The organism is Azohydromonas aeria (genome assembly GCF_009760915.1).
In the GTDB taxonomy this organism is placed as follows: domain Bacteria; phylum Pseudomonadota; class Gammaproteobacteria; order Burkholderiales; family Burkholderiaceae_C; genus Azohydromonas; species Azohydromonas aeria.
In genome coordinates this window covers 38,023-50,000 of record NZ_VIDQ01000059.1, presented here as the reverse complement: position 1 = coordinate 50,000, position 11,978 = coordinate 38,023, and the positions used below count along the sequence as shown (strand labels likewise).

9 protein-coding genes are annotated in these 11,978 nt (G+C 72.6%); 5 read left to right on the top strand and 4 right to left on the bottom strand.

What is annotated here, in order from left to right:
- On the bottom strand, positions 1-728 hold a 728-nt coding region (locus FJ694_RS26150), incomplete at its 3' end, for a ProQ/FINO family protein (RefSeq protein WP_198321004.1).
- 84 nt (positions 729-812) lie between these two features.
- Here FJ694_RS26150 and FJ694_RS26145 point away from each other — a divergent pair.
- Positions 813-3,029: a helicase-related protein gene (locus tag FJ694_RS26145; RefSeq protein WP_157270334.1), complete on the top strand. Its 2,217-nt coding sequence runs from the start codon at positions 813-815 to the stop codon at positions 3,027-3,029.
- Between the two features lie 42 nt (positions 3,030-3,071).
- Here FJ694_RS26145 and FJ694_RS36805 read toward each other — a convergent pair whose 3' ends face one another.
- The 3 genes from FJ694_RS36805 to FJ694_RS26130 form a co-directional block, all read right to left on the bottom strand.
- A complete protein-coding gene (locus tag FJ694_RS36805) occupies positions 3,072-4,253 on the bottom strand; it encodes a hypothetical protein (RefSeq protein WP_198321003.1) in 1,182 nt (393 codons plus the stop codon).
- Positions 4,253-5,608 (bottom strand): hypothetical protein, encoded by a 1,356-nt coding sequence (locus FJ694_RS26135; RefSeq protein ID WP_157270332.1) that lies wholly within the window; start codon positions 5,606-5,608, stop codon positions 4,253-4,255. The genes FJ694_RS36805 and FJ694_RS26135 overlap by 1 nt, the downstream gene beginning before the upstream one ends.
- A 122-nt stretch (positions 5,609-5,730) precedes the next feature.
- Complete coding sequence (locus FJ694_RS26130) at positions 5,731-8,394, bottom strand: sensor histidine kinase (RefSeq protein ID WP_157270330.1); 2,664 nt, start codon at positions 8,392-8,394, stop codon at positions 5,731-5,733.
- Between the two features lie 156 nt (positions 8,395-8,550).
- Here FJ694_RS26130 and FJ694_RS26125 point away from each other — a divergent pair, with 156 nt between their 5' ends.
- From FJ694_RS26125 to eutC, 4 genes are all read left to right on the top strand, one after another.
- The gene (locus tag FJ694_RS26125; protein WP_157270328.1) at positions 8,551-8,742 is read left to right on the top strand and encodes a hypothetical protein; all 192 of its coding nucleotides are present in this window, start codon (positions 8,551-8,553) and stop codon (positions 8,740-8,742) included.
- A gap of 253 nt (positions 8,743-8,995) precedes the next feature.
- On the top strand, positions 8,996-9,670 hold the full coding sequence (locus tag FJ694_RS26120; protein WP_232540228.1) for a L,D-transpeptidase: 675 nt from the start codon (positions 8,996-8,998) through the stop codon (positions 9,668-9,670).
- Between the two features lie 58 nt (positions 9,671-9,728).
- On the top strand, positions 9,729-11,105 hold the full coding sequence (locus FJ694_RS26115; RefSeq protein WP_157270325.1) for an ethanolamine ammonia-lyase subunit EutB: 1,377 nt from the start codon (positions 9,729-9,731) through the stop codon (positions 11,103-11,105).
- A 16-nt stretch (positions 11,106-11,121) separates the two neighbouring features.
- Positions 11,122-11,970 (top strand): ethanolamine ammonia-lyase subunit EutC, encoded by an 849-nt coding sequence (gene eutC, locus FJ694_RS26110; RefSeq protein WP_157270323.1) that lies wholly within the window; start codon positions 11,122-11,124, stop codon positions 11,968-11,970.
- Positions 11,971-11,978: the final 8 nt, after the last annotated feature.

The following is an 11,978-nucleotide window of genomic DNA, read 5'->3' as shown; positions in this document are numbered from 1 at the left end:
CCGGCCGCGGCCTCGCCCGCCGGCGGCTGCGGACGCGCCGCGGCTTCGGCCTGCTGGCGGGCCTTGCGCAGCTCGCGCCGGCGCGCCACTTCCTGCTGCGCCGCCTCGCGGTGCTCGTCGCTGACCTCGCCCGCGGGCTGGCCGTCGAGGTCGAAGCGCTCCTTCGAGCGTGTCAGCGCGATCAGGTACGCCGTGCTGCCGGTGTGTCGGCGCAGGAACGCCGACAGCAGCCCCTTGGTGAAGCGGCCCGGCGCGCGCTGCTGGATGTCGGACTGGATGCGCAGCTTCAGCGGTTTCAGCGGCCCGTTGCCGCCGAACAGCGCCGGAAAGGCCTCCGACAGGTCGCGCGCCGCAGCCGCCAGGTCGAAGCGCGGTGCCGCGGGCGCGGCCGCTGCCGCAGCGGCGCCGGGCTCGCCTTCGCCCTGGGGCGCCTCGGCGCCGTCCGGGGTGGCGGCCGGGGTTTCGACCGGGGCGGGCTCGGTCTGCTGCGCCGGCTCGCTGTCCGGATCGGCCGCGATGGAAGCCGGCGCATCGGGCTCGGCGTCGTTGCCGGCCGCGGCCGGCGCGTCCGCCGCGGGAGCCTCGGCCGCGGTGGGCGCGTCCGACGCCGGCTGCGCCGGGGTGTCGGCGGCAGCGGCGGCGGGCACGGGCGTGGCGGCGGTGTTGGGATCGTTCGGCAGCCCGGCGTCGGCGGGAGTCGGCGTGGCGGGCGTCTCGGAATTCGTCATGGGCAGGCCCTCGGGGGCGAGCAAGCAAAGCCCCGGATTGTGCCGCTCCCGAGGCAGCCTTTCGCCAGGGCCACAATCGGCCGCATGAATGAAGTGCAACAACAAGAGCTCAAGCTGCCGCAGCCGCACCACGCCGCGCGCATTCCGCCCCACCTCAACGCCGCCGACGTCGAGCGCCTGCGCCGCGCCGCGTACCTGCTGCCGCAGGTGGTCAAGCCGGCGGACTTCATCGAGAGCGACGACGAGCCCGCGCCCGACCTGGAGCGCCGCGGCTTCGTCCAGCTCGCGCGCGCGGCCGCGGGCGGGCGACCCAGCCGCTGGATCCACCCGGCGCAGATGGACGCCGCGCTGCGCCACCTCGACACCGTGGGCGCCGGCCCCGAGGTGCGCGCGCTGATGCTGGAGCGCACCGCCGCGCTGGAGCAGCTGGGCATCGCCCGCGCGGGCACCGGCTGGGAGCGGCTGCTGCACCAGCCGATCGTGCTCGACGAGCCGGGCTGGACGCTGCAGCTCGCGCACAAGGTCGCCATCGACGAGGGCCCGGTCTGGGATTTCCTGCGCCACGGCGAGCGCCGCGCGCTGCTGGCCGCGCTGGGACAGCCCGCGCCCTACCCGCATGCCGACGAGTTGCTCGCGCACCTGCACCAGCTCGTGGCGCGCAGCGAGTCCGGGCACCCGCGCCAGCTCGGCTCGCTGCTGCCGCGACTGCAGGCCGAGTGCGCCGTGCCGCAGCCGCTGCCGGCCCTGAAGGCCGCGCTCACCCGCGCCCAGGACCGCTGGGAGCACCGCGCCGCGGAGATGGACACCCTGGCCGGACTGACCAGCGAGCTGGCCTTTCGCGGCTACCCCGACAGCTTCGCGCTGGCGCGCCAGATGCAGCGCAGCGTCACGCTCTACGTCGGCCCGCCCAACAGCGGCAAGACCCACGCCGCCTTCGAGCGGCTGGCGCAGGCGCTGGACGGTGCCTACCTCGCGCCGCTGCGGCTGCTCGCGCTCGAAGGGCGCGACCGGCTCATGGCGCGCGGCGTGCCGTGCTCGCTGCTCACCGGCGAGGAGAACGTGCCCGCGCCCGAGGCGCGCGTGGTCTCCAGCACGATCGAGATGATGAGCACGCAACGCCCCATCGACGTGGCCGTGATCGACGAGGCGCAGATGATCTTCGACACCGCGCGCGGCTGGGCCTGGACGCAGGCCATCGTCGGCGCGCCGGCCAACGAGGTCATCATCATCTGCTCGGCCTACGCCGTGCCCGCCATCGAGCGGCTGCTGCGCCTGGCCGGCGAGCAGTGCACGGTGCGGCACTTCGAGCGCAAGCAGCACGTGCAGCTGCTGTCGCAGCCGGTGCCCATCGGCAACCTCAGGCGCGGCGACGCGGTGGTGGCCTTCAGCCGGCGCGACGTGCTGATGCTGCGCGACCAGATCGCCGAGCACGGGCACCCGGTGTCGGTCATCTACGGCGCGCTGCCGCCGGAGGTGCGCCGCCGCGAGGCCGAGCGCTTCGCCGAAGGCCAGGCGCACGTGCTGGTGGCCACCGACGCCATCGGCATGGGGCTGAACCTGCCCATCCGCCGCGTGCTGTTCTCCACGCTCAACAAGTTCGACGGCCAGACCGAGCGCCCGCTCGCAGTCACCGAGGTGCACCAGATCGCCGGCCGCGCCGGCCGCTACGGGCTGCACGACGAGGGTTTCACGGGCGTGCTGCGCGAGGCCGAGCCCACGGCGCTGCGCGCGCTCAAGGAACTGCTGCCGCAAAGCCCCAAGGCCCCGCGCGACTTCAAGGCCCCGGTGGCGCCGGGCTGGTGGCACGTCAACACCATCGCCGCACGGCTGGACGTGAACAAGCTGCGCACGGTGCTGGGCATCTTCATCGAGCAGTTGAAGCTCGACGACGCGCACTTCGCCGTGGCCGAGCTCGACCAGATGCTGGAGATCGCCGGGCTGCTCGACGAGGCCGGCGGCCGGCTCTCGCTCAAGGACCGCTTCCTCTACGCCCAGGCGCCGGTGGACACGCGCACGCCGGCGCTGGTCGAGGAGTTCCTGGACTGGGCGCACCACCACGCCATGACCGGCGAAGCCGGCAGCCCGCGCTTCCTGCGCGAGGTGGACGAGCACAGCCGCCTCGACCGCATGGAGCAGGCGCTGCGCGCGTGCAGCCTGTGGCTGTGGCTGGACCTGCGCTTTCCCGGCGTCTACGGCGAGGTGGACGCGGTGCAGGACCTGCGCTCGCGCCTGAACGACGGCATCGAGCGGCATTTGAAGGGCAAGAAACCGCTGTGGCAGCGGCGCGGGCGCGTGCGCTGAGACGCGACCCGGACGCAGCCGAGGCTGCCAGCGGCGCCGGCTTCAGCCCTGGCCTGCCGTCCGGCGCCGCACCAGCGTGCCGACCAGGCCCAGCCCGGCCAGCCACAGCGCCCCCGACGGCGGCTGCGGCACGGGCGTCAGCAGGTAGGCGCCGTAGTTGGCGCCGCCGCGCCAGCCGTTGCCCACGATCTGGCCCCGCTCGTTGATGTCCACCGCGCTGCTGAGGTACCACTCGTCGCCGGGCGGCCCGACCACCAGGTCGTTGAGGCTCACCATGCGCCCGTCGCGCCACAGGAAAGCCTCGGTGCAGGTGTACAGGTCGCAGGACTCGCTCTCGGATTGGCCAACGACCCAGCCCCGATCGTTGAGCGCCTCCACGACGGTCTGCCCGGCAGTCCGCGAGAGGCCGCCCAGGTCGGCGAAGCGGCCGTCCGCGCCGTAAAGAAAGGCGCGGCGGGCCTGCTCCCCGGGGTTGAAGACATTGGCGACCATTTGCCCGGCATTGTTGATGTCCGTCACTTGAGGCGCCTGAAAATCCGGAAGCGGCTTGGGCAGGAATCGCAGGCCATTTTCATGGTGCACGAAGGTGCGCTCTTCAGGAATGCCGCCGGGCGCATCGAAATGGGCCCGGCCCACCACCGTGTCCTGGTCGTTGAGCGGCCCCGCGCCGGACGCGACGGCACCGGGAATATCCATGTACCGGGAGCGCGTGCCGTCAAAGAAGAACGCCTTGCCGTGGGCTGTGCCCGAAATGTGCCCCGAGGCATTGATACCGGACGCGCCGCCCCAGGTATTCGTGGCCTCGACGCGCAAGTCCCGGTATCGGCCGTCGGCGTAGAGATACGGAATTTGCCACGCGGTGTCAGGCAGGAGGTAGCCGCCGACGATCTGCCCACGGTCGTTGATGCCGGTGGCGACGGATTCCCGGAAAACATTGCTGCCGGGCAGCGGCGCCAGCCGGGTGCCGTCGAAAACGTGGGCCGTCTGAATATATTCAATGACCTCGTTCTGCACTTCCTGCAGCCGGTACCCCACCACGTGGCCCCGGTTGTTGAGCGCTTGGGGAATGAAATGGTCGATGGGCCCGAGCGGCCCGCTGCTGGCGATGGCGTCGAAATGGGTCAGCTCCTGGAGCCGGTAGCGCAGTTCAGCCTGTGCGCCCAAGGCCGCAAAACTCAGCGTCGCACCCAGAGCAAAACCAATGAAGGAAGGATTTCGAAACATCACGGCTTCCTTTCAAGGACACCGGCCAGGGCGGCATCGCAAACAGCGTGGCCCGACGCGGAAAACGGGCGAGCCCTGTCCATGCATTTCCAGCCCATGCCCGCCGATCCCGGCCGGCGCCGGGTTCCCAGGCCGACCGCGCCCAGCCCCGCCAGCAGCAGGGCCCAGCCCCGCGGCTCCGGCACGGGCGTGAGTACGAAGGTGGTGAAGAAGCCGTGGTGCCAGCCGGTGCCGACGATCTGGCCACGGTCGTTGACGTCCGCGGCATGGGTGAGCTGCCATCCCTGGGCTTGCGAGGGCAACAGCAGCCCGGTGAGGCCCGCCATGCGTCCGTCTCGCCACAGGAAGGCCTCGTTGCAGCTGAACTCGTTGCAATCGACGTCCCTGACCAGCCCCACGGCCCAGTCCCGGTCGTTCAGCGCGGTCACCTCCGTCCGGTCCGCGCGCCCATACAGGCCGCCCAGCTCGGTGAGCCGCCCGCCGGCACCGTAGATGACGGACCTGACGGACTGGTCGTCGGGCCTGTACGCGCGCCCGACGATATGCCCGGCGTTGTTGATGCCCACCGGCGCGAAACCCTGATAACCCTCCTGGAGGGGATCGGGCAGGAATTTCGCCTCCTGGCCGTCGAACACGAAGGCGCGCCGCTCGAATCCGCCGCCTGCCCTTTCGAAGACGGCATTGCCCAATACCTCGCCCCGGTCGTTGAGCCCTGCGACGTCCGATGCCACGGCGCCGGGAATGTCGATATACCGCGAATGCCGGCCATCGAAGAAAAATGCCTTGGCATTGGCACGGCCGGCGACCTGCCCCGAGGCATTGATGCCGCTCGTGTAATCCCACCCGGTTTTGCTCTCGACACGCAAATCCCGGTACGAGCCATCGGCATGAATAAAGGGAACATTGCCGGGAACGTCCGATGGCTGGTAGTCGCCCACGACTTGCCCCCGGTCGTTGATGCCCGAGGCGCTGGACTGCCGGAAGGCGCCGCTGCCGGGCAGGGGCAGCAGCCGGCTGCCACGGGAAACATAGGCCGTCGTGAGCAACTCGGTGTAGTCGTCTCGCGGTACCTCCTGCTGCAAATAACCCACGACCTGGCCGTGGTTGTTGATGGCGGCGGGCCAGAAAAACTCGGACGGCCCATGCCGCCCTTCGTAACCCAGCTCCTCGATGCGAAAGCGCAATTCGGCCTGGGCACCCACGGCGGCAAGCGCCAGCAGGGCCGTCGCGGCCCAACGCTGCAGGCGACGGCATGGCGACATCGGCAATTTCCTTTCAGGCATGCAGACCACCGCATTCCGCGGCAGGGATACGCCTTCAGGAATCAGGCTAGTTTCTGGCCCGGTGTCTGCCATCCCTCAATTGTGTTGGCCCGGCATCAATGCTTTGGCACTGTTGTTTCACCCGCTTCTCAACATATTGCGAGAAAGGTTTCACCCAGGAAATTCGCCTGCCGACCAAACCGCCTTCAGGCGGCCTATTCCGATTTCGGCACCGGCACCGGCACCGGCTCCGGCTCCGTCTGCATCGGCACCGTCGCCACGAAGCTGCTGCCACGCCCGGGCGTGCTCTCCAGCGTGAGCTCGCCCTCCATCATCGCCACCAGCCGGCGCACGATGGACAGGCCCAGCCCCGTGCCGCCGAAGCGCCGCGTGGTCGAGCCGTCGGCCTGCGTGAAGGCCTCGAAGATCCTGGCCTGCGCCTCCGGCGCGATGCCGATGCCGGTGTCGAGCACCTCCAGGCGCAGCACCACGCGCCGCGCGCCGCCGGGCAGCGCGCGCACGCGCAGCGTCACGCCACCGCGCTCGGTGAACTTCACGGCGTTGCTCAGCAGGTTGAGCAGCACCTGCTTCAGGCGCAGCGGGTCGCCGCGCAGCACCCGCGCGGCGTCGGGCGGGTGGGGCAGCTCCAGCCGCAGCGCCAGCCCCTTCTGCTCGGCCTGCACCTGGAACTGCGCCATGACCTCGTCGAGCAGCGTGCGCAGCTCGAAGGGCACCTGCTCCAGCCGCATCTCGCCGGCCTCGATCTTGGAGAGGTCGAGCACGTCGTTGACCAGGCCCAGCAGCTGCTGCCCGGCCCCGGCGATGTGGCCCACGAACTCCCGCTGCCGGCCTTCGAGCGGCATCTGCTGCAGCAGGTGGGACAGCCCGATGACGGCATTGAGCGGGGTGCGGATCTCGTGGCTCATGTTGGCCAGGAACGCGCTCTTGGCGCGATTCGCGGCCTCGGCCTGCGCCGTGCGCTGCTGCAGCTCGGTCTCCAGCTGCTTGCGCTCGGACAGGTCCACCGCCACGTAGATCAGGCCCACGGTGCGCGCGCGCTCGTCGCGCAGCGTGCGCACGTCCAGCAGCACCGGCACCTGCGTGCCGTCGGCGCGCTTGAGCCGCCACTCGCCGCCTTCGGCGCCGTGGCCGTGCGCGCGCGACAGGAACACCTCGCCCGGCGCCAGCGCCCGGCCCAGCTCGGCCCGCAGCGCTTCCTCGCGCTCGCGCAGTTCCTGCGCGTCGAGCAGCAGCGCCGTGGCCTCGCGGCCCAGCGCCTGCGCCGCGGCATGGCCGGTGAGGCGCTCGGCGGCCGGATTGAAGAGGGTGATGCGGCCCGCCGCGTCGGTGGCGACGATGGCGCTGCCCGCGCCGTCGAGGATGGCGCGCTCGCGCGCCGACACCACGCGCAGCTCCGTGGTGCGCTGCTGCACCTGCTGCTCCAGCGTGGCGTTGAGCTCCAGGATGCGCGCCTGCGCCGCGCGCTGCGCGCGGATGTCGCGCAGCGTGCTGGCCAGCCCGCGCACCTGGCCCTGCTCGTCGCGGATCGGCGCCAGCGAGTACGACACCTCCACCGGGCGGCCGTCGCGCTGGCGCACCACGGTGTCGAAGGGCGGCACGGCCCGGCCGCTGAGCGCGTGCTCGCCGGCCTGGCGCGCCTGCTCGCGCTGCGGCTCGGGCACCACCAGCGCGTACAGGTTCTGTCCCAGGGCCTCGGACGCGCTCCAGCCCAGCAGCCGCTCGGCGGCCGGGTTCCAGTCGGTGATGGCACCGTCGGCGCCGTGGCCGACGATGGCGTCCTGCGCGCCTTCCACGATCGCGGCCATGCGCGCGCGCTGGTACTGGATCAGCTGTTCGCGCCGCACCGCGCGCTGCATGCCGCCGGCCAGCAAGGCCAGCAGCAGCGACACGCCGCCCACGGTCGCGCCCAGCCCCACCGCGTCGGGCAGGTTGAGCCCCTCGCGGAAGGAGGGCTGCGCCTGCAGGTCCAGCTCCCAGGTGCGGCCGTACACCTCGATGCGCCGGCGCTGGCGCGGCCCGTCCGTGAAGTCGGCGCGCCATTGCGCGGTGGCATAGAAGCTCTCCGGCGTGTCGCCGGTCACGTCGGCAAGCGAGAGCGCGTAGTCGCCACGCTCGAAGTCGAAGTCGCGCAGCACCTCGTCCATCACCAGCGGCGCGTAGGCCCAGCCCATCACCTCGGCGGCGCGGCGGTCGGCCGGCGGCACGGCCGGCTCGCGGTACAGCGGCAGCATCACCAGGAAGGCGCGGCTGGGGCTCTCGGTGGCCTGCACGATGGTGATGGGCGCGGTGATGCGCGCCTCGCCGCTGAGCAGCGCGGCCTGGGCCGCGGCGCGGCGCTTGGGCTCGGAGGCCACGTCCAGCCCGAGCGCGGCGGCGTTGTTGTGCAGCGGCTCGACGTACTGGATGACCCAGCGCTCGCCCTCGTACGGCGCGATCTGGCGGATGCGGAAGTCCGGCGCCCCGTCGCGCCGCGCCGCGTCCAGGAAAGCCGCCTCCTGCGCCTGCGGCACGCGGCGGATGAAGCCGAAGCCGCGCGCGCCGGGAAACTCGCGCTCGATCTGGCGCGACAGGCCGTACTGGTGGAAGCGCTCGCGCGTGATGGCATCCACGCCCGCGGCGATGACGGCGCCGCGGGCGCCGCGCAGCCCGTACTCGTAGGTGCGCATGCGCGTGCGCAGCTGCTCCGCGGCGCGCGCGCCCAGGGCCTCGAAGCGCGCGCGCTCCAGCGCCTCGTTGGCGCGGTGCTGCCACCAGGCTGCGCCCGACGCCACCACGCAGCCGCCGGCCAGCAGCAGCAGCGGGGCGCGCAGGTAGTCCTTGAGACCGAAGCGGGGCGGGTGCAGCGAATACAGGGGCATGCGCGCGAACGGGCGAGGCGAAGTCTGGTTCCTGGACCCGGGGCAGGCATGCGTCGCGCCCGGCCACCGGAGGGCTGCCAATGCGGCCGGAATCAGTATGCCCGCGGCGGTACGCCGCTTGCCGCCCTGCTGGTCAAGCCGACACAGGAGCAACGCATGACCGATTCGCCCAAGGTTCCCAAGGTCAACCCCGACGACAAGGAGGCCGTCAAGGCCGCCGAGCGCGCCCAGGCCACGCTGGACAACACCTGGAAGGGCTACGAGAACAGCCGCGACCCCGCGCACGACAACCCCTCCGGCCCGTCCGACCAGGAAGGCCCCAGCCACCGCCAGGGCCCGCCGCAGTGACGCGCGGCTGAAGCCGGGTCCCGCCGGCGCCGGCACGGCGCGGGTGGGAATGTGTCGTGATGGTGTCTTCGGCACCGAACGGCACCGCTTCCGCCCCGCTTCGTCCCGGATCGTGAACCATGCCGCGCGCGGCGTGCCGCGGCGGCCGCCGCGCGCACGGGTTTTCCCCTTAGCATCTTCCTGAGTCCCGGGCCGCCGGTCCGGACGGTTCCACAGGCGCCGGCGGCGCCGGACGACGCCACGGGGGAAGCGGATGTTGGGGGGAGGCAAGGCGCTGTGCGCGCTGGTGGCGGGCCTTTGGCTGGCGCTGCCCGGATGGTCCAGGACGCTGCCGCCGAACGAGCCCGTGCAGCGTCCGGCCGACCGCGCCGCCACCGACGACACCGCGCAGCGCTTTGCCCGCGGCGTGCTGGAGAGCAACGACCACCGCGGCCGGCCCTTTGCCGTGGTGGACAAGAAGCAGGCGCGCATGGTGCTGTACGCCGGCGACGGCCGCGTGCTGGGCGCCGCACCGGTGCTGCTGGGCCTGCAGCCCGGCGACCACGCGGTACGCGGCGTGGGCGCGAAGCCGCTGTCGGCCATCCGCCCCGAGGAGCGCACCACGCCGGCCGGGCGCTTCGACACCGAGCCCGGGCGCAACCTTGCCGGCGAGCTGGTGGTGTGGTTCAACTACGACGAGGGCCTGGCGCTGCACCGGCTGCGCCCGGGCCCGGCGCGCGAGCGCCGCGCCGAGCGGCTGGCCTCGGCCACGGTGGCCGACAACCGCATCTCGCTGGGCTGCGTGGTGATGGACCCGGGCTTCTTCGTCGCCGTGGTCGAGCCCGTGCTCGGACGCCGCCGCGGCGTGGTCTACGTGCTGCCCGAAACCGAGCCGCTGGAGGCGTCCTTCAGCCGCCAGGTGCTGGCGGCGGTGCAGCGGGACGACTGACAAACCTCCAGCAGGGACGCGCGCACGCACCGGCGTCCGCGCGCCCATACTGGCGCGCATGGCCTACCACCAGCGCACCGGCACCGAGTCCTTCACCTTCCCCGACCTGCGCACGCTGCTGGCGCGCGCCAGCCCCGAGCGCTCCGGCGACCGGCTCGCCGGCGTGGCGGCGGGATCGATGCGCGAGCGCGTGGCGGCGCAGATGGCGCTGGCCGAGGTGCCGCTCACGACCTTCCTGAACGAGGCGGTCGTCCCGTATGAAGGCGACGAGGTCACGCGGCTGATCCTCGACACGCACGACGCCGGCGCCTTCGCGCCGGTGCGCCATCTCACCGTCGGCGGCTTCCGCGACTGGCTGCTGTCGGACGAGGCCACGAGCGAGGCGCTGGCGGCACTGGCCCCGGGACTCACGCCGGAGATGGCCGCCGCCGTCTCCAAGCTCATGCGCAACCAGGACCTGATCCAGGTCGCGCGCAAGTGCCGTGTGGTCACGCGTTTTCGCAGCACGCTGGGCCTGCCCGGGCGGCTGGCCACGCGGCTGCAGCCCAACCACCCCACCGACGACGCCGCCGGCATCGCCGCGGCGATCCTCGACGGGCTGCTGCTGGGCAGCGGCGACGCCGTCATCGGCATCAACCCGGCCGGCGACGACGTGGCGCAGGTCACGGCGCTGCTGCAGCTGCTCGACGCCGTGATCCAGCGCCACGGCATTCCCACCCAGTCCTGCGTGCTCACGCACGTCAGCAACACGATCCAGGCCATCGGGCGCGGCGCGCCGGTGGACCTGGTGTTCCAGTCCATCGGCGGCACCGAGGGCACCAACCGCGCCTTCGGCATCGACCTGGCGCTGCTGGCCGAGGCGCAGGCCGCGGCGCGGTCGCTGGGCCGCGGCCAGGGGCAGGTGATGTATTTCGAGACCGGCCAGGGCAGCGCGCTCTCCGCCGGCGCGCACCACGGCTGCGACCAGCAGACGCTCGAAGCCCGCGCCTACGCCGTGGCGCGGCGCTTCGACCCGCTGCTGGTCAACACGGTGGTGGGCTTCATCGGGCCGGAATACCTCTTCGACGCCAAGCAGATCCAGCGCGCCGGGCTGGAGGACCACTGCTGCGGCAAGCTGCTGGGCCTGCCCATGGGCTGCGACGTCTGCTACACCAACCACGCCGAGGCCGACCAGGACGACGCCGACACGCTGCTGACGCTGCTGGGCGTCGCGGGCGTCAACTACGTCATGGGCGTGCCCGGCGCCGACGACGTGATGCTGGGCTATCAGAGCACCTCGTTCCACGACGCGCTCTACCTGCGCCGCGTGCTGGGGTTGAAGCCCGCGCCGGAGTTCGAGGCCTGGCTGCAGCGCATGGGTTTGACTGACACCCAGGGCCGTCTCGCGGACGTGCCGCCCGCGGGTTTCACGCAGGCGCTGCTGCCGGCGGTTTGAGGGGGGATAACACGCGATGCCGGACTCCGACGCCATTGACGATCCCGCCGCGCCGGCCGAGGGCCGCGGCGCCGTGCTGCCGGCCCCGGCCGCTGTGGGCACGGCGGACCTGTGGCAGGCGCTGCGCCGCCACACGCCCGCGCGCATCGGCTTGCCGCGCAGCGGCGTGAGCCAGGGCACGGCGGCGCAGCTGGAATTCCAGCTGGCGCACGCCCGCGCCCGCGACGCGGTGCACCAGGCGCTGGACTGCGCCGCGCTGGCCGCCGCGCTGCGGCCGCTGGGGCTGGACACGGTCGAGCTGCACGGCGCCGCGCCGGATCGCGTGACGTACCTGCAGCGCCCGGACCTGGGCCGGCGGCTGGACGAGGCCTCGCGCGAGCGGCTGCAGGCGCTGGCCCCGCCACCCGGTGCCGGCTTCGACCTGGCGCTGGTGCTGGCCGACGGGCTGTCGGCGCAGGCGGTGCAGGCGCATGCGGCACCGTTGCTCGCGCAATTGCTGCCCTTGCTGCAAGCCGAAGCCGCGCCCTGGCGCCTGGCGCCGGTGGCGCTGGTGGCGCAGGGCCGCGTGGCGCTGGGCGACGAGGTCGGCGAGGCGCTCGGTGCCGCGCTGGTGGCCGTGCTCATCGGCGAGCGCCCCGGGCTGAGCGCGCCCGACAGCCTGGGGATCTACCTGACCTGGGCTCCGCGCGTGGGCCGGGTCGATGCCGAGCGCAACTGCATCTCCAACGTGCGCCCGCAAGGGCTGCCCTATGCGCTGGCGGCGCGGCGCCTGGTCTGGCTGCTGGCGCAGGCACGCGCGCGCGGCGTCAGCGGCGTGGCGCTCAAGGACGAGAGCGGCACGCAGCAGGGGAAGCTGGAAGGCTGAGACGCCCG